Below are 17334 nucleotides of genomic sequence, written 5' to 3'. Positions count from 1 at the left end.
GTGACCCTCACCAGCAAGCAGGAGTCCGTGCCCGCCTCCTCCGGCACCCCGACCGTCGTCCGGGTGCGCAACGCCTCCAAGCGCTTCGTCATCCGCAAGGACAAGTCGTTCAAGGAGCGGATCGTCAACTTCGGCCGCGGGCGCAAGCACCGCGACGAGTTCTGGGCACTCCGCGACGTCGACCTCGAGATCCCCCTGGGCTCGACCGTCGGCCTCATCGGCGCGAACGGATCGGGCAAGAGCACGCTCCTCAAGCTCATCGGCGGCATCGTGCAGCCGACGACCGGCACCGTGGAGCGCCGCGGACGCCTCGCCGCGCTCCTCGAGCTCGGAGCGGGCTTCCACCCCGACCTCACCGGGCGCGAGAACGTCTACCTCAACGGCGCGATCCTCGGACTCTCGCGCAGCGAGCTGGACAGCAAGTTCGACTCGATCGTCGACTTCTCCGAGATCGCCGAGTTCATCGACACCCAGGTCAAGTTCTACTCGTCGGGCATGTACGTGCGGCTCGCCTTCGCTATCGCGATCCACACCGATCCCGACCTGCTGCTGGTCGACGAGGTGCTCGCCGTCGGCGACGAGCCGTTCCAGCGCAAGTGCATGGACCGCATCCGCGCCTTCCAGCGCGCGGGGAAGACCATCGTGCTGGTCACCCACTCGCTCGAGCAGGTCGGCGAGCTCTGCGACCGCACCATCGTCCTCGAGAAGGGCACCGTCGTCTTCGACGGCGAGACCTCCGAGGGACTCCAGGTCCTCCGCGAGAGCTTCGAGGACCGTCGGGCCGCCCGCCAGGAGCGCGAGGCCGAGGCCGCCGAGGCCGCGGACGAGCCCGCCCCCCAGCTCATCGAGATCCTGGGCTGCCGACTGCGCGGCGGATCGATCGAGCACGGCGGCACGGTCGTCCGCAGCGGCGAGACCCTCGAGTTCGACGTCACGGTGCGCACCAGCCGCCCGGTCGACGACTGGAACATCGGCATGGGCATCGACACCCCCCTCGGCCAGCGCGTCTTCGGGACGAACACCGAGCGCATCGGCACGCCGCTGAGCGCGGTCGACGGAGAGATGACGGTCACGTTCACCCTCCCCGACCTGCACCTCGGCGCCGGCAACTACGCCGTGCACGCCTCCTCGGCCACCTTCTCGCAGGGCGAGACCATGCGGATCCCGGTCGCCGCGACCTTCACGGTCGAGCGGGCCTCCGTGCACGACGGCGTCGTCGACATCGACTCCACCGTCCGCCTCAGCAGGCCGTGACCGCGCGGCGCCGCCGCCTCCTGGTCGACGCGACCGCCCTCGCGGCGCCGCGCCTGACCGGGGTCGGCCGCGTCCTGCTCGGCCTGCTGCACGCGCTGGACACCGACGCGACCGCCGCAGAGGTCGAGGTGCTCCTCGTCGTGCCGGCGAGCGAGGCGGGCTCGCTCGGGCGCTTCGGCTTCCGTACGCTGCGCGTCCGACCGGTGCCGCTGCCCCGGCCGGTGTGGAGCGCACTGACCCGAGTGCCCGCGCCGGGGATCGACCTCCTGCTCGGCCGCGGCGCCTACTTCTTCCCGAACTTCCGGAGCTGGCCGCTCGCCCGCTCCCGCTCGATCACCTTCGTGCACGACGTCTGCTTCGCTGTGATGCCCGAGCTCGTTCCGCGCGAGCGCCGAGAGCTGCTGTCGCGGTCCGTGCCCCGGTGGATCCGGCGCAGCGACCTGGTCCTGACCGGCACCCCGTCCTCCGCGGCCGAGGTCGAGAGCGCTCTGGGCGTCGATCCGGCGCGCGTCCGCGTGCTGCCGACCACGATCGACGCCGACCTCTTCCATGCCCGCGGCGAGGAGGAGGTGGCGCGGGTCCGCGCGGAGCACGGGCTCGGGTCCTACCTGCTCTTCGTCGGATCGATCGAGCGCCGCAAGAACCTCGTCACCCTGGTGGACGCGTACCGGCAGGCTGAGCGGCCGGAGAACCACACCCTGCTCCTGGTCGGCGGGGACGGCTGGGACAACGAGGACGTCCACTCCGCCGTCGCCCGCGCGGTCGCCGCAGGAGCCGACGTGCGCTTCGCCTCCTCCTACGTCGCCGACGAGGATCTGCCGGCTCTGCTCACGGGCGCCGACGCCGTCGCCATACCCTCCTGGCACGAGGGCTTCGGCCTGCCCGCCCTCGAGGCCGTCGCCTGCGGCACCCCGGTGCTCGCGGCCGACATCCCCGGCCTCCGCGACGCGCTCGCCGGGCGGGAGTCCGCCGCCGTCTTCATCGACCCGGCGGACCGCACCGGGTGGTCGGCCGCGATCGGAGAGGCGCTGCGCCGTCCCCGGCGACTCGCACCGGAGCCGATCCCGGGGTGGGACCGCACCGCCCGGCGCCTGCTCGAGCTGGCCTTCGACGACCGCTGATCAGCGCCGGGTCGTGAACAGCAGCCAGCGCCCGGAGGCGGAGGCGACCTCGGGCTCGACGTCCCCCGTCGCCGCCTCGACGTAGGGCCGCCAGCCGTCGGGGTCGTCGGTGTAGCCGGCGGTGTCCACGTAGACGGCGCAGGCGCCGCTGCCCGCCACGGCGTCGGCGAACTCCGCGGGGTCGTCGACGTCGCCCCAGACGTCCCAGCCGTAGGTGCCCTCCACCGCCCCGTAGCTCCAGCGGAGGCGTCCCTCCTCGGTCGCGAGGTAGGGCAGCGCCTCGTCGTAGTCGGAGAGCGCTCCGATCCGCCCGCTGTCGGGGAAGCTCTTCAGGGGGAGCTCCACCACACCGCAGCCGTCGTCCAGCTGCGCGTCGGCCTCCGACACGAACGAGCGCATCTCGGAGTCGTCGGTCGGAGCGATCGGCACCGCGGCCGATACTCCGGCCAGCTGATCGATGACGGCGACGGCGGCGAGCAGCGCCGCCACGAGGATCCGGACACCGCCACGGGCCGTGACCCGATCGAGCAGAAGCGCGAGCACGCCGAGGACGAGGACCGCGATGACGATCGACATCCGCGCCCACGCACGGATCGTCGGCCCCGCCACCAGCGAGACCACGACGCCCAGGCCCGTCACCGTGTAGAAGAGGAGCGCGGCCAGTGTCGCCACGGCGAGGACGCGCACGCGGGCGTCCGAGAAGAACCGGCCGACCGCGGTCGCACGGAGCGCCCGTCCGCCGCCGAGCGCGGAGATCGGGAGCGCCACGAGCGTGATCAGGAGCGCGACGCTGGCGAGGATCGAGAACCCGGGCGGCTCCGTCGTCGGCGCCACGCCGGACTGGCCCGCGTAGGTGTTGAGCAGGCCGTACCCCTGCGGCAGCCCGGTCCCCGACCAGGGCAGGCCCAGCAGCACGAGCTTGCCGGCGTAGGCCTCCGACTCCCCCACGGTCCGCGACGTGAAGTACGGGCTGTAGCGCTCCCCGAAGTCGAGCGAGAGCAGCAGCAGCGAGAGCCCGACGAACACGCCGAGCGCGAGGATCGGCACCGACGAGACCGCGAGCACGCGCAGCCGCTCGCGGGAGAGGAGCCCGGCGGCCGTGCTCACCGCCCAGGTCGCTCCGAGGACCAGGACCGCGAAGACGTAGTAGTAGCCGCCCGTGCTCGCCACCAGGAGCCCGAGCACGACTCCCGGGACGACGGAGCGCAGTACGCGGCTCCTCCGCGTCGCGCCCCGCTCGGCCCAGGCTCGGAGAGGATCGGTGCGCGGTCCGGCGACCATCAGCACCATCACGCCCAGGAGCGGGATCGCCCAGTAGTTGGCGAGGAACGCGTGGCCGAATCCGATCCGGAGGAAGTGGTACGGCAGCAGCGACAGCAGGACCGCGGAGAACGCCGCGACCCAGGGCCGCGTGCGGAGGGCGCGGAAGAACACGTAGCCGGTGACGGCGACCGTCGCGAACGTGCCCAGGTAGAAGACGTTCAGGAGCGTCGTCCCGTCGCGCACCACGAGGGCCAGGACCGACACGGCGAGGGCGGAGGCGACGTCGAACTGCGCGCTGAAGAAGGCGTTGAACCCGTCGGGGAAGCCGAGCGCCGCGTTGCCGTCGAACGGGAACGCCTGCGTGGCGCTGGTGAAGAGCGTGTAGTGCAGGATCTGGTCGTCGCCGCCCACGGTCCAGCGGGCCGTCAGGTCCTGCGGCCCGATCCCGAGCGCGAGCACGGCGGCGACGACCGAGACGAGGGCGGCGACGAGGGCCCATCCGAGCTCGACGAGCGTCCGGCGCCGCCGACTCGCCGTCCGCGGGCCGCGCACGTCAGTAGCCGCGCTCACGGCGCTGCTCCTCCACGCTGGTCTGGACGATCCGGTTCAGCTCGGTCTCGCCGTCGGTGCCCGCGTAGTCGTAGATGTCGAACCCCCCGCAGGCGACGATATCGGAGGGAGCGCCGAGCGTCCCGCGCGCGAGCCCCGCCCAGTCGGGCGAGCGGTCGGCCAGGACGAAGCTGTACTGCCGGTCGCGGTAGTCGCTCAGGTTGTTCATCCACAGCTGCACCGTGAAGTCGAAGTTGACCTGCTGGACGTGCAGCGAGGCCGGCCCGTAGAGGTCCAGCGGCCGCGTGGACCAGAACGAGCCGACGCCAGCGAGCTCGCGGCCGTCGATCCAGCGCTCCAGGCAGTCGGCGTCCGGGTCCGATCGCGCCTCGGCCGCCGCGGAGGCGACCGCCGTTGTGGCCGGCACGGCGGCGACGACGAGGCCTGCGGCGGCCAGCGGAGCGACGACGCGGACGACCGGCGCCAGCCGCGCGCCCGCAGCACGCCGGTGCGCCGCCGCGGCGCCGATCAGGGCGATCACGACCACGGTCGCGGTCACCGGGATCGGCATCAGGTAGCGGCTGACCGAGCTGCCGGTGAAGACCTGCACCACCAGGAGCACCGCCGTCTGCGCCGGCAGGAACGCGCACACCGCGAAGCGCGCACGGGCCGCCTCGTCGAGGGCGGCTCCCCGCGCCAGTCGGGCGGCACCGGCCACGACGACGGCGAGGGCCGCCAGCAGCAGCAGACCCAGCAGCGCCACCTCGAGCTTGCCGATCAGCGGCGCCTTCAGCACCAGGAACTGCACGATCAGGTCGTCCAGGGCCGTCCCGGCGAGCGGCAGCCGGAGGTACCCGCCGGCGTCGGTCCCGATCAGGAAGCCGAGCGGGACCCGCAGCGCGGCTCCGAGCGCGGCGGCCCCGAGGACCGTGCCCGCGACGATCATCACCGCTCGGGGAGCAGCGAGAGCGAGCACCAGCAGCACGACGAGGACCACCAGCAGGGGGCCGACGAACTGCACCAGGAGGAGCGGATCGGAGAGGGTCGTCGCGGCGACGGCCGCCCCGACCAGGAGCAGCGGACGCGCGGCCGGACGGCGCTCGCGCAGTGCGCCCAGAGCGACGGCGAGCCCGGCGAGGCCTGTGAGCACCGCGCCGTAGTAGTAGGTCGTGAGGAGGAAGGTGGTCGCCAGGGCCCCCTCGTTGTTGAGCGCGCGGCCCTCCGTCAAGCAGAGCACCAGCAGCACGGCGATGCCGGCGAGCGCGGCCGCGGGCCGCAGCCGGCGGTGCCGGTCCGCGACGAGCCGTCGCGCGAGCATCCGGAGCACGCCGTAGAGGAGGACGACGTTGAGCACGGCGTTGACCGCGAGCGCCGCCGCGGGATCGCCACCGGTCAGCAGCCACGCGACGCCGAAGACGGGGAGCTCGGGGAAGAGGAAGAGCTGGCTCGTCATCACCCACGCCGCGGGGCGGCCCTCGGCGAAGGACTGCAGGATCAGCGGCAGCGCCAGCGAGTCGCCGTCGCGGAAGAGCAGCGGCCGCCACGGCGTGCCGACCATGAATCCGAGCACGAGCAGGGTCCCGCTGACGACGACGGCGAGGGCGGCGAGCTCGAGGAGGGCCCTCCGGGTCCGAGGGGATCCCGTCGGACCCGCCGTCACCGGTGCTTCCCGCCGAACCGGATGGCCAGGACGAGCAGGAGGTTCTTCAGGAGGGTGTCGCTCGGGATCTTGGAGTTGCCGACCGTGCGGTCGAGGAAGACGATCGGGATCTCCTTCACTCCGCGGGCCCGGCGCAGCGCCCGGTACTTGAGCACGATCTGGAAGCCGTAGCCGGCTGCGCGGATCGTCTCGAGGTGGAGGGTGCGCAGGAGGTCCGCGCTGAAGAGGTTGAAGCCGCCGGTCCAGTCGGTGATCTTCGAGCCGAGGAAGAGGCGCGTGTAGAGGTTGCCGCCACCGCTCAGCAGCTTGCGGTCGAGCGTCCAGTCGGGAGTGCCCCCGCCCGCGATGTAGCGGGAGGCGACCACGAAGTCGGCGCCCGCGCGCACCTCGCGGAGGAAGGCGTCGATGTAGTCCGGGTCGTGCGAGAGGTCGGCGTCCATCTGCAGCAGGTAGTCGTAGCGGCGCTCGGCCGCGAGGAGGTGCTGGAAGGCCCAGATGTACGCCGCGCCGAGCCCCTCCTTCTTCTCGCGCGACAGCACGAGGACCTCGAAGGTGTCGGATCCGAGCTCGGCCGCGAGCTCGCGCGCGCGGTCCGCGGTGCCGTCGGGGGAGCTGTCGTCGATGACGGCGACGGTCACGTGGAAGTCGGGGTTGCGGGACGCCGCGAGCGCGACCCGCGGCAGCGCCGTCGCGATGTTCGCGACTTCGTTGTAGGTGGGGACGACGACGGCGAGGGAGCGCATGAGGCGGGGAGGATCCGTTCTTCCGGTGCACCGGCTGACCGGTGAGAGCCCTGCGAGTATAACGAGGCGGTGCTCGCGAGCCTCCGAGCGCGCACCGCGGCCCGCCGCCCCGCCCGCGCACTCTCTCAGGAACATGGCACCGGCCGTTCGACCGCCCGGCAGGGCTCCGCGGTTACGATGGACGACAGTGCACGGCGGTTCACCCCTTGTTCGCCTGCCCCGATGGACGCCCGTCGGAGCCCGACGGTCGGGCATCGACGCCAGAGGGGGACGGGAAAGAGCACCGCAGATGAAGAGACTCCTCGAATCGCAGAAAGTCCGCTTCCTCATCGCGGGCTGCACCAACACGGCGATCGACTTCCTCATCCTCAACACGCTCGTGCTCCTGCTCGGTCTGCCGACCCTCGTCGCCAACGTCTTCTCCGTCCTGGTCGGCATCACGATCTCGTACGCGCTGAACCACTTCTTCGTCTTCCGCCACCCGGGCAGGGTCTCGGTCGCCACGTTCGCGAAGTTCTTCCTCGTCACCGGGTTCAGCTCGCTGGTCCTGCAGTCGGCGATCATCTACGGCTTCGAGGTCTTCTTCGACACCCGCTTCGGCAACTCGCTGCTCTTCCTCCCCAGCTCCGGCGAGAACGCCTTCCTCGCGATCAACATCGCCAAGGCCGTCGCCGTCCTCGTGGGACTGGTGTGGAACTTCTGCATGTACAAGTTCGTCGTCTTCCGCCGTCCGGCGCACGATGCGCTGCCCGCGATCGAGACGGTCTCCCCCGCCGCCGTGGCCGTCAGCACCGAGCCCGTCGACATCGTCCGCTGAGGGCCGCAGGCTCCCGGGCACCGCTCGAGCCGCGTGCTAGCCTCGTCGAGTTCTTCCGACGGGGCACTCCTCCCGTCGACGCCGCACCACCCGGAGGCTCCCATCGCCCGCTCGACGTTGCCCATCGCGGTCGTCGTCGTCACCCACTTCTCGGGTGAGGTCCTCCGCGCGTGCCTCGAGTCCGTGCCGGAGGCGACGGAGCACGACGTGCGCATCGTGGTGGTCGACAACCTGACCACGGACGACTCCGTCCGCAGCGTCGTCGAGCGCCTGCCGCAGGTCGAGTTCCACGAGACCGGGCAGAACCTCGGCTACGGCCGGGCCGTCAACTACGCGGTCGACCGCCTCGGGCCCGAAGTGGAGTGGATCCTGGTGACCAACCCGGACACGGTCTTCCTCCCCGGCTCGATCGACGCCCTCTACGCCGCCGCGACGGCGGACGACCGGATCGGCTCGATCGGGCCGCGGATCCTCGACTCCGACGGCACGATCTACCCCTCCGCCCGCGCTCTGCCCTCGCTCGGCACGGGCGTCGGGCACGCCGTCTTCGCCCACGTCTGGCCCGGCAACCCGTGGTCGGCGACCTACCGGCGCTCGCGCGCGGTCGAGACCCTCCGCCACGGCCGGATGGAGGCGGGCTGGCTCTCCGGCGCCTGCGTGATGGTGCGCCGCACGGCCTTCGAGGAGATCGGCGGGTTCGACGACCGCTACTTCATGTACTTCGAGGACGTCCAGCTGGGCGACTCGCTCGGACAGCGCGGCTGGACCAACGTCTACCTCGCCGACGCGGTCGTCTCCCACCTCGGCGGGCACTCCACCCGCCTGGCCTCGGCGCGGATGCTCGCGGTCCACCACCGCAGCGCCTACCTCTACCTCGCGCAGAAGTACGGGGCCTGGTACCAGGCGCCGATCCGTGCGGCGGTGCGCGCCGGGCTGGGCGCCCGGGTCGCGCTGATGCGCCTGCGCTCGAAGAGCTGATCCGGTCCGGTCGGGCGTGCCGCCTGGCCGGCGCCGGGCGGCCCGTCCGCCGGATCGGCGGTCAGGACGCGGAGTCGAGCTCCGCGTAGAAGGCCCGCGCCTCGTCCCAGGTCGGCAGCAGGCCCTGCGCCTCGGCCTCGGCCAGCGTCGGTGCGTCGGTGTCCTTCGGTGAGAGGAGCAGCTCGCCGGCCTCCTCCGGGAAGCGCAGGCCGATCTGCTCGTCGAGCGGGTCGATCCCCTTCTCCCGCACCGGGTCGAAGGTGGCGTTCACGAGGTACGAGACCACGGCGCCCTCGGTCAGCGCCACGAAGGCGTGCGCGACCCCCTCGGCGATGTAGACGGAGCGGCGGTCGACGTCGTCGAGCAGGATCGACTCCCAGCGCCCGAAGGTCGGCGACCCGACGCGCACGTCGATCACGTAGTCGAGGACCGCGCCGGAGAAGCACGAGACGTACTTGGCCTGCGACGGCGGGATCTGCGCGAAGTGGATGCCGCGGACGGTGCCGCGCCGCGAGACGGAGGTGTTGCCCTGCCGGAGCGAGAGCGGGTGCCCGACCTTCTCGGCCAGGCGGTCGAAGCGGTAGAACTCGTAGAAGACCCCGCGATCGTCGGGGAACTGGCGCGGAGTCACTTCGTAGACGTCGGGGATGTCGAGCTCTCGGATCTGCACGGTCGCCAGTGTAACGACGGCGTGTCACGGGCCCGCGACGCCTCTCTGCGCCACCCGGCGGCGTGCCGGAGCGCCGACCGTCGGCCGACGGACCGCTCGGGCATGATGAGGAGGTGACCTTCCTCATCACGGGCGCCTCCGGCATGCTCGGCACCGACCTGCGCGCGGCGCTCGGCTCCCGCCCCAGCACCGCCCTCGGCCGCTCCGACCTCGACGTGACCGACCTCGACGCCGTGCGCGCCGCCGTCGCGGGACACGACGCCGTGGTGAACTGCGCCGCGTACACCCGCGTCGACGACGCCGAGACCGACGAGGAGGAGGCGCACCGCGTCAACGCCGTCGGAGCGCGCAACCTCGCCCTCGCCACCGCCGAGACGGGAGCCGCACTCGTGCAGGTCTCCACCGACTACGTCTTCGACGGCTCCGCGACGACCCCCTACTCCGAGGACCACCCCCGGAACCCGATCTCGGCCTACGGCCGCACGAAGGCCGAGGGCGAGCGCCTGGTGCTCGAGGCCAACCCGGAGCGCGGGTACGTCGTCCGCACGGCCTGGCTCTACGGCGAGCACGGCGGCAACTTCGCTAAGACGATGGTGCGACTGGCGGGCGCGCACGAGACGCTGACCGTGGTCGACGACCAGCACGGCCAGCCCACCTGGACCGCCGACCTCGCCGCGCGCCTGATCGAGCTGGTCGACGCGGAGGCCCCGGCCGGCGTCTACCACGGCACCAGCTCCGGCGAGACGACCTGGCTCGGCTTCGCCCGTGCCGTCTTCGCCAAGGCGGGCCTGGATCCCGAGCGCCTGCGCCCGACCGACAGCGGCTCGTTCGTCCGCCCCGCTCCGCGTCCGGCCTACTCGGTCCTCGGACACGACGGCTGGAGCCGGGCGGGCCTGCCGCAGTTGCGCTCCTGGCAGGACGCGCTCGCCGCCGCACCCCTCGAGGCGGTGACCCCGTGACCACCACTCTCCGCGTCGTCGTCGACCAGATGCTCGCCCGCGTGCCCGGCGGCATCGGCCGCTACACCGAGGAGCTCACCCGCGAGCTGATCGCGACGGCTCCCCGCGACTGCGAGGTGGAGGCCGTCGTCTCCGCCCACCCGCCCGAGAAGGAGGAGGAGCTGCGCCTGCGCCTGCCCGGCCTCGCGCGCATCCACCGGCTGCCGCTCGGGCGCCGCGAGCTCTCGCGCGCCTGGCAGTACGGGATCGCCATCCCGGCCGGCGGCGGCATGATCCACGCCCCGAGCCTCTTCGCCCCGTTGCGCAGCCACGACGGGAGCGAGGGCGAGCAGATCGCCGTCACGATCCACGACACGGTGCCGTGGACGCATCCCGCGACCCTCACCCCGCACGGCGCGAAGTGGCACCGGGCGATGGCCAAGCGCGCCCGCAAGCACGCGGACGCCGTGGTCGTCCCCACCCACGCCGTCGCCCACCAGCTCTCCCAGCTGATGGACTTCGGCGATCGACTGCGCGTGATCGGCGGAGCCGTCGGCTCCGGCCTAGTCGTCCCGGAGGACGCCGACGAGCGCGCCACGGCGCTGGGCCTCCCCCCGGAGTACGTGCTGAGCGTCGGCACGCTGGAGCCGCGCAAGGGCCTGGTCTCGCTGATCGCGGCCTTCGGAGGAGCGTCCGCGCCGGCGATCCCGCTGCTCCTGGTCGGCCCGACCGGCTGGGGCGACCTGGACGTGGCCTCCGTCGCCGACGAGCAGGGCCTCGACGAGACGCGCGTGCGCGCCCTGGGAGTCCTCAGCGACGCCGACCTCGCCGTCGTCCTCTCGCGGGCCACCCTCTTCGTCTACCCGAGCATCGCCGAGGGCTTCGGCCTGCCCGTGCTCGAGGCGATGCACTTCGGAGTGCCGGTGGTGCACTCCGACGACCCCGCGCTGATGGAGGTCGCCGCGGACGCCGGCGTCGCCGTCGAGCGCGGCGACGCGAAGGACTACCCGGACCGCCTCGCCCTCGCCATGAGCAGCGTGCTCGCCGACACCGGTCTGCGCGAGCGGATGTCGGTGGCCGGCCGCGACCGCTCCCGCGCCTTCAGCTGGCGCGACTCCGCGGAGCGCGTCTGGGCGCTGCACGCCGACCTCTGAGGCGTGCGGCACCCGGCCGTCTACGGCGCGGAGTCGCCCGACAGTCCGGCGCTCACCAGCGAGTGCACGACGTCGTAGTCCGGGTCCTCCGGGTCGACGGCCGGCGGGACCAGCTCGATCGGATCCACCGGCTGCGACTTCGTCTTGAGCCCCAGCTGCACGAAGTAGCCGAGCATCCCCTGCGGGACGTCCGTCTTGATGACCTGGGACCCGGCGGACGCGACGTCCTGGAACTTGGCGAGGACGTTGCCCGGCTCGAACTGGGCGAGCAGCGCCTCCTGCACCTGCCGCTGGCGCGCCATCCGGTCGTAGTCGCTCGTGGTGTAGCGCGAGCGGGCGTAGGCGAGCGCCTGCTCGCCGTTGAAGTGCCAGTGCCCGGGATCGATCCACTGGTTCACGCCCTGCATCACGCCGTCGGAGTCGGGCAGCCCGCCCAGGGGCAGCGGCTCGTCGGCCACGTAGTCGATGTCGATGCCGCCGAGCGCGTCGATCAGCTGGGCGAAGCCCTCCATGTCGATCAGCGCGTAGTACTGGATCCTCAGATCGAGGATGCCCTCGACCGCGTCGCGCATCGCCTCGATGCCGGGCTCGCTGCCGTGGTCGACGGCGTCGGGGTAGAGCTCCGGGTGCTTCAGCTCGACCTCGGTGTAGACCGAGTTGAGCTTGCAGACGTCGACGGCGCAGTTGTCGGTGTCGTAGCCGTCGGGATAGAGCTCGTGCATCGGGCTGGTCTCGGGGAACGGGAAGTCGACGAACTCGCGCGAGACGCCGATGATCGAGGCCTTGCCGCTCGACGCGTCGATGCTGACCACCGAGATGCTGTCGGGGCGCAGACCGTCGCGGTCCTCCCCCGCGTCGCCGCCGAGGAGCATCACGTTGTAGCGGCCGTCGATCGGCTGCTCGATCGCTCCACCGCCGAAGATCGACGACAGCGTCCCCCGGGTCACGCCGAGCAGGTAGGTGCCGTAGGCGGTGGTGCCGACCGAGACCGCCATCAGCGCGATCGTCGCGAACGCGAGCACTCCGCGCATCCGCGGGCGCACCCGGACGACGCGGATCAGGCGGAGGGTGTCGAGCGTCAGCACGGCCCAGACCACCCCGTAGACGACGAGCGCGGCCTGGAGCGCGAGCATCGAGAGGTCGAAGGTCGCGAGCGTGTAGAGGCCGGTCGGGAAGACGAAGTAGAGGAGCACCGCGACCAGGAGGGCGACCCAGAGCCCGAGGGTGAAGCCGAGCCCCAGGCGCCCGAGCCGGCGGTTGCCCGCGAGGACCTGAGCGGACCCGGGCACCAGCAGGTTGACGATCAGCAGCCACCACGCCCGCCGCGTCATGAAGGCGCGGGAGGCGACGTCCGGGTGCCGCAGCGGCAGGGCGACGGCCGTCACAGGCCCGCCACCAGGGCGTCGTTCTTCGCGGCGACCTGCACCTCGAGGTCGGCGGCGAAGGCGTCGAGCGCTGCGGAGAGGGCGTCGTCCGCGGTCGCGAGGATCTTCACCGCGAGCAGTCCGGCGTTCCGCGCTCCGCCGATGGAGACGGTGGCGACGGGGACGCCCGCGGGCATCTGCACGATCGAGAGGAGGGAGTCGAGCCCGTCGAGTCGGGCGAGCGGGACCGGCACTCCGACGACGGGGAGCGAGGTCACGGCGGCGAGCATGCCGGGGAGGTGGGCGGCTCCGCCCGCCCCCGCGATGACGACCTTCAGGCCGCGGCCGCGGGCCTCGCGTCCGTACGCGATCATCGCCTCCGGGGTGCGGTGCGCGGAGACGACGCGGACCTCGTGCGCCACGCCGAACTCGGCGAGGACGGCGGACGCCGCCTGCATGACGGACCAGTCCGAGTCCGAGCCCATCACGACGCCGACGAGCGGCGCGTGCCCGTTCACGAGCGCGTCCGCGCTCACGAGAGGGGTCCGGCAGGGGTCGGGGAGGTCGGCAGGCTCGTCACGGCGACCATCGTACGGGTCAGTCCGTGAGAACGGCCGCCGCCGCGCGAGCCTCGTAGACCACGAGGTCGAGGTCGTCGCCGGTGGCGTTCACGTGCCCGACCTTGCGGCCCGGTCGCGGCTCCTTGCCGTAGTTGTGCACCTTCACGCCCGGGTGATCGGCGAGCACCCGCGGATAGCGGTCGGTCAGCGACTCCCCCACCGGGCCGCCGAGCACGTTGACCATCACGGTCCACGGATCGCGGCAGCCCGTCGCGCCGAGCGGCAGGTCGAGGACCGCGCGCAGGTGCTGCTCGAACTGCGACGTGGTCGATCCGTCCATCGTCCAGTGGCCGCTGTTGTGCGGGCGCATGGCCAGCTCGTTGACCAGGATCCGGTCGTCCGTCGTCTCGAACAGCTCGACGGCCAGGACGCCGGTGACCCCGAGGCTGTCGGCGATCGTCTGCGCGATCTCGGCCGCGGCTGATGCGAGCCGGCCGGCGGACGCGGGGGCCGGAGCGATCACCTCGGCGCAGACGCCGTCGCGCTGCACGGACTCCACCACCGGCCAGAGGATGCTCTCGCCGGAGGGGCGCCGAGCGACGAGCTGCGCGAGCTCGCGGCGGAAGCCCACCAGCTCCTCGACCAGGAGCGAGCCGCCCCGGCCGTCCTCGGCGAGGGCGGTGAACCAGTCGTCCGCCTCGTGGGCGCCGCGCACCACGCGCACGCCCTTGCCGTCGTAGCCGCCGCGCGCGGTCTTCACCACGGCGCTGCCGCCGTGCTCGGCCAGGAACTCCCCCAGCTCCTCGGCGGAGGAGACCTCGGCCCACTCGGGCACGGGCACGCCGAGCTCGGTCAGGCGGCGCCGCATCATCAGCTTGTCCTGGGCGAACAGCAGGGCGTCGGGGCCGGGGTGCACGGCGACGCCGCGGGCGACGAGCTCGCGGAGGATCGGCTGGGGAACGTGCTCGTGGTCGAACGTCACCACGTCCACGGTCTCGGCGAAGGCGAGCACGGTCGCCTCGTCGCGGTGGTCGCCGACCCGTGTCGCGGCGAGCCCCGCCGGGGCGCCCTCGCTCTCGGCGAGCACGGCGATCTCGATGCCGAGCTCCACCGCCGCGGGGATCATCATCCGGGCGAGCTGGCCGCCCCCGATCACGCCGACGCGCATGGCGCTCCTCCGTCTCCGCCCGCTGGCGCGGGGCGGCTCCATGCTACCGAGGCCCCGACGCGCTCACGCGGGCGGCGGCCACTCCGGCTCGAGAGCGGGAGCCGCGCCGATCGCCTCCCGCAGCAGGTCGGCCGTGAGCTCCGGATCCGGCAGGTCCCGCAGCACGAACACCTCGGCTCCCGCCTGCAGGATCCGGACGTCCCCGCACCGGGCGAGGCGCTGGCCGAGGGAGCGCTCGACCACGACCTCCATCCTCCGATCGAAGACCACCTCGGCCCGCCGGATCGACGCCACGCCCCGGCGCGCGCTGAGGCCGGAGGCGGTGACGCGGTAGCGCACGCTCGCCCAGCCCGCGATCCCGGGAGCGCAGAGGAGCAGCACCAGAAGTGCGGTGCCGAGCCCGATGATCCAGCGCTGCAGGGCGAGCTCGAACTGCGCGGCGAAGTAGAAGCCCGTCCAGGTGAGCAGGAGGAGGCCGACGACCGGTGCGACCGCCCGGCGGGCGCGCGGGGTCAGCCGCGCCAGCTCGCGGTCGGCGGGGTCGGTCCTGGCCATCAGGAGCGCAGGTGCGTGACGTCGCCGGCCGTGAACGAGCGCAGCGCGCCGCCCTGCTCGAGCAGGAGCGAGCCGTCCGGGGCGAGTGCGGCGGCGGTCCCCTCCTCCTGCGTGCCGTCGGGCAGCTCGAGCCGGACGCGCGTTCCGAGGGTGCCGCAAGAGGCGCGGACGGCGGCGGCCGCTCCGGAGGCCTCGGCGTCGCCCTGGGCGAGCAGCGGAGCCAGCAGCCCCTGGAATCCGGTCAGGAACGCGGCGAGCACCTCGTCGGCGCTCGTCGTCCGTGCTCCGGCGAGGGCGAGCGAGGTGGCGGTCGGGACCGGCAGCTCCGCCTCCGTCAGCAGCAGGTTCACACCGGTGCCGACGACGACCCGTCCGTCCGGCAGGCGCTCGGCGAGGATCCCCGCGACCTTCCGGCCGTCGATCAGGACGTCGTTGGGCCACTTGACGGCGACGTCCCCGTCGACGAGGGGTGCGAGGGCCCGGGCGAGAGCGGCGCCGGCCACGAGCGGCAGCCAGCCGGAGGCCTCGGCGCCGAGGGCGGAGGCGTCGACCAGAGTCGAGGCCGCGAGCGTGCGGCCCGCGGGCGCCTGCCAGACGCGCCCCAGCCGGCCGCGCCCGGCGCGCTGGTCGCCGGTGGCGACGACGGAGAGGTGCGGCCACACGGCGGGGTCGGCGGCAGCCCGCTCGCGGAGCTCGTCGTTCGTCGACCCCGCCGACTCGAGCGCGAGGACGCGGGGGGAGACGGCGGAGGAGAGCGGGAGGAGCATGCCGCCACGGTAGCGGCGGCTCCCGCGAGGCCGCTCCGAGCGCCGCTCGCGACGTCCCGCCCTTGTCCGGATCCTCCCGTTCGGAGCGGCCCTCCCTGTGCGAGTGCGACAAGAGGAGGCGTCCGCCCCGCCGGTAGGGTGAGCGGGTGACCGCGAACACCGAACGTCCCGCGCCCGATCTGTACACGACCGCGGGGAAGATCGCGGACCTCAGGAACCGCTACCACGAGGCCGTCACGGCCAGTGGCGAGGCGGCGATCGAGAAGCAGCACGCCAAGGGCAAGATGACCGCACGGGAGCGGATCGACACCCTCCTCGACCCGGGTTCGTTCGTCGAGCTGGACGAGTTCGTCCGCCACCGCACCCACGCCTTCGGCATGGAGAAGAAGCGACCCTACGGCGACGCCGTCGTCACCGGCACCGGCACCATCCACGGCCGCCAGGTCGCCGTGTACTCGCAGGACTTCACGATCTTCGGCGGCTCGCTCGGCGAGGTGGCCGGCGAGAAGATCATCAAGGTGATGGACCTCGCCCTGAAGACCGGCGTCCCGATCATCGGCATCCTCGACTCCGGCGGAGCACGGATCCAGGAGGGCGTGGTCGCCCTCGGCAAGTACGGCGAGATCTTCCGCCGCAACACCGCGGCGAGCGGCGTGATCCCCCAGATCTCGATCATCTGCGGCCCTGCCGCGGGAGGCGCGGTCTACTCCCCCGCCCTGACCGACTTCGTGATCATGGTCGACAAGACCAGCCAGATGTTCGTCACCGGGCCCGACGTGATCAAGACCGTCACCGGCGAGGACGTCGGCATGGAGGAGCTCGGCGGCGCGCTGACCCACAACAAGATCTCGGGCGTCTCGCACTACCTCGCGAGCGACGAGAACGACGCGCTCGACTACGCGCGGACGCTCCTCTCCTTCCTCCCGGACAACAACCTGTCGCCGGTACCCGTCTTCGAGACCGAGGTCGATCTCGAGACGACCGACGCGGACCGCTTCCTCGACACGGTCATCCCGGACAGCCCGAACCAGCCGTACGACATGCGCACCGTCATCGAGCACATCGTCGACGAGGGCGACTTCCTCGAGGTGCAGCCGCTGTTCGCGCCGAACATCATGATCGGCTTCGGCCGCGTCGAGGGCCGCTCCGTCGGCATCATCGCGAACCAGCCGAGCGCCATGGCGGGCACGCTGAACATCGAGGCGGGCGAGAAGGCGTCCCGCTTCGTCCGCTTCTGCGACGCGTTCTCGCTGCCGATCCTGACCCTGGTCGACGTCCCGGGCTACCTGCCCGGCACCGACCAGGAGTGGACCGGCGTCATCCGCCGCGGCGCGAAGCTGCTCTACGCCTACGCCGAGGCGACCGTGCCGCTGGTCACGGTCATCCTGCGCAAGGCCTACGGCGGCGCGTACATCGTGATGGGGTCCAAGCAGCTGGGAGCCGACATCAACCTCGCGTGGCCGACCGCCGAGATCGCCGTGATGGGCGGCCAGGGCGCGGTGAACATCCTCTACCGCAACGAGATCCGCAAGGCGGAGGAGGCCGGTGAGGACGTCGCAGCCGTCCGGACGCGCCTGGCGAACGAGTACACCTACAACGTCGCGAGCCCGTTCCTCGCGGCCGAGCGCGGCGAGCTCGACGGCGTGATCGAACCCTCGGCGACGCGTGTCTCCGTCATCAAGGCGCTGCGGGCGCTGCGCACCAAGCGCGCCAACCTGCCCGCGAAGAAGCACGGCAACATCCCGCTCTGACCCGGCCTGCTCGGACGCCGCG

At 72.5% G+C, this 17334-nt stretch carries 16 protein-coding genes; 7 read left to right on the top strand and 9 right to left on the bottom strand.

The window, feature by feature from the left end; genetic code table 11:
- Both C5C35_RS01805 and C5C35_RS01800 read left to right on the top strand, forming a co-directional pair.
- Positions 1-1254 (top strand): ABC transporter ATP-binding protein, encoded by a 1254-nt coding sequence (locus tag C5C35_RS01805; protein ID WP_244229465.1) that lies wholly within the window; start codon positions 1-3, stop codon positions 1252-1254.
- Complete coding sequence (locus C5C35_RS01800; protein WP_104262428.1) at positions 1251-2375, top strand: glycosyltransferase family 1 protein; 1125 nt, start codon at positions 1251-1253, stop codon at positions 2373-2375. The genes C5C35_RS01805 and C5C35_RS01800 overlap by 4 nt, the downstream gene beginning before the upstream one ends.
- On the opposite strand, the gene C5C35_RS01795 is transcribed toward C5C35_RS01800, so the two are convergent.
- From C5C35_RS01795 to C5C35_RS01785, 3 genes are read right to left on the bottom strand one after another with little or no spacing between them, the layout of a single operon-like run.
- Positions 2376-4208, bottom strand: coding sequence for a hypothetical protein (locus C5C35_RS01795; RefSeq protein ID WP_146084548.1), 1833 nt, complete (start codon positions 4206-4208; stop codon positions 2376-2378).
- Positions 4192-5847, bottom strand: coding sequence for a hypothetical protein (locus tag C5C35_RS01790; protein WP_104260499.1), 1656 nt, complete (start codon positions 5845-5847; stop codon positions 4192-4194). The genes C5C35_RS01795 and C5C35_RS01790 overlap by 17 nt, the downstream gene beginning before the upstream one ends.
- The gene (locus C5C35_RS01785; RefSeq protein ID WP_104223157.1) at positions 5844-6590 is read right to left on the bottom strand and encodes a polyprenol monophosphomannose synthase; all 747 of its coding nucleotides are present in this window, start codon (positions 6588-6590) and stop codon (positions 5844-5846) included. Before C5C35_RS01785 ends, C5C35_RS01790 begins: the two co-directional genes overlap by 4 nt.
- Positions 6591-6879: 289 nt before the next feature.
- Here C5C35_RS01785 and C5C35_RS01780 point away from each other — a divergent pair, with 289 nt between their 5' ends.
- Positions 6880-7407 (top strand): GtrA family protein, encoded by a 528-nt coding sequence (locus C5C35_RS01780; RefSeq protein ID WP_104223158.1) that lies wholly within the window; start codon positions 6880-6882, stop codon positions 7405-7407.
- Between the two features lie 117 nt (positions 7408-7524).
- A complete protein-coding gene (locus C5C35_RS01775) occupies positions 7525-8385 on the top strand; it encodes a glycosyltransferase family 2 protein (RefSeq protein WP_244229466.1) in 861 nt (286 codons plus the stop codon).
- A 61-nt stretch (positions 8386-8446) separates the two neighbouring features.
- Here the strand turns inward: C5C35_RS01775 and C5C35_RS01770 are convergent, their stop codons facing one another.
- On the bottom strand, positions 8447-9055 hold the full coding sequence (locus tag C5C35_RS01770) for a dTDP-4-dehydrorhamnose 3,5-epimerase family protein (RefSeq protein ID WP_104225468.1): 609 nt from the start codon (positions 9053-9055) through the stop codon (positions 8447-8449).
- A gap of 113 nt (positions 9056-9168) precedes the next feature.
- On the opposite strand from C5C35_RS01770, the gene rfbD reads away from it, so the two are divergent.
- Together rfbD and C5C35_RS01760 are read left to right on the top strand one after the other, a co-directional pair.
- Complete coding sequence (gene rfbD / locus C5C35_RS01765) at positions 9169-10014, top strand: dTDP-4-dehydrorhamnose reductase (RefSeq protein WP_104262426.1); 846 nt, start codon at positions 9169-9171, stop codon at positions 10012-10014.
- A complete protein-coding gene (locus C5C35_RS01760) occupies positions 10011-11147 on the top strand; it encodes a glycosyltransferase family 1 protein (RefSeq protein ID WP_258066360.1) in 1137 nt (378 codons plus the stop codon). The genes rfbD and C5C35_RS01760 overlap by 4 nt, the downstream gene beginning before the upstream one ends.
- Positions 11148-11167: 20 nt before the next feature.
- Here C5C35_RS01760 and C5C35_RS01755 read toward each other — a convergent pair whose 3' ends face one another.
- The 5 genes from C5C35_RS01755 to C5C35_RS01735 all read right to left on the bottom strand — a co-directional run bounded on the left by C5C35_RS01755 (position 11168) and on the right by C5C35_RS01735 (position 15561).
- On the bottom strand, positions 11168-12532 hold the full coding sequence (locus C5C35_RS01755) for an LCP family protein (RefSeq protein ID WP_258062765.1): 1365 nt from the start codon (positions 12530-12532) through the stop codon (positions 11168-11170).
- The gene (gene purE / locus C5C35_RS01750; protein ID WP_104249647.1) at positions 12529-12996 is read right to left on the bottom strand and encodes a 5-(carboxyamino)imidazole ribonucleotide mutase; all 468 of its coding nucleotides are present in this window, start codon (positions 12994-12996) and stop codon (positions 12529-12531) included. Before purE ends, C5C35_RS01755 begins: the two co-directional genes overlap by 4 nt.
- Positions 12997-13108: 112 nt before the next feature.
- Positions 13109-14239 (bottom strand): 5-(carboxyamino)imidazole ribonucleotide synthase, encoded by a 1131-nt coding sequence (locus C5C35_RS01745; RefSeq protein ID WP_104246679.1) that lies wholly within the window; start codon positions 14237-14239, stop codon positions 13109-13111.
- Between the two features lie 63 nt (positions 14240-14302).
- Positions 14303-14794: a PH domain-containing protein gene (locus C5C35_RS01740; RefSeq protein ID WP_104246680.1), complete on the bottom strand. Its 492-nt coding sequence runs from the start codon at positions 14792-14794 to the stop codon at positions 14303-14305.
- Positions 14794-15561 carry a biotin--[acetyl-CoA-carboxylase] ligase gene (locus tag C5C35_RS01735; protein ID WP_104262425.1) on the bottom strand — a complete coding sequence of 256 codons (768 nt, stop codon included), beginning with the start codon at positions 15559-15561 and terminating at the stop codon, positions 14794-14796. Before C5C35_RS01735 ends, C5C35_RS01740 begins: the two co-directional genes overlap by 1 nt.
- A gap of 146 nt (positions 15562-15707) precedes the next feature.
- Between C5C35_RS01735 and C5C35_RS01730 the strand changes: the two genes are divergently transcribed.
- On the top strand, positions 15708-17312 hold the full coding sequence (locus tag C5C35_RS01730) for an acyl-CoA carboxylase subunit beta (RefSeq protein WP_104262424.1): 1605 nt from the start codon (positions 15708-15710) through the stop codon (positions 17310-17312).
- Positions 17313-17334: the final 22 nt, after the last annotated feature.

It is taken from the genome of Rathayibacter sp. AY1F8, from assembly GCF_002932165.1.
Classification (GTDB): Bacteria; Actinomycetota; Actinomycetes; order Actinomycetales; family Microbacteriaceae; genus Rathayibacter.
The sequence above is the reverse complement of the archived record's forward strand: the minus strand, read 5'-3'. Positions and strand labels throughout refer to the sequence as shown.

Bases quoted from the DNA above. Each gene is read 5' to 3' on its own strand.
- C5C35_RS01780 (WP_104223158.1), top strand. From the start codon at position 6,880: ATGAAGAGACTCCTCGAATCGCAGAAAGTCCGCTTCCTCATCGCGGGC.
- C5C35_RS01740 (WP_104246680.1), bottom strand. From the start codon at position 14,794: ATGGCCAGGACCGACCCCGCCGACCGCGAGCTGGCGCGGCTGACCCCG.
- purE (WP_104249647.1), bottom strand. From the start codon at position 12,996: ATGGGCTCGGACTCGGACTGGTCCGTCATGCAGGCGGCGTCCGCCGTC.
- C5C35_RS01745 (WP_104246679.1), bottom strand. From the start codon at position 14,239: ATGCGCGTCGGCGTGATCGGGGGCGGCCAGCTCGCCCGGATGATGATC.
- C5C35_RS01785 (WP_104223157.1), bottom strand. From the start codon at position 6,590: ATGCGCTCCCTCGCCGTCGTCGTCCCCACCTACAACGAAGTCGCGAAC.
- C5C35_RS01735 (WP_104262425.1), bottom strand. From the start codon at position 15,561: ATGCTCCTCCCGCTCTCCTCCGCCGTCTCCCCCCGCGTCCTCGCGCTC.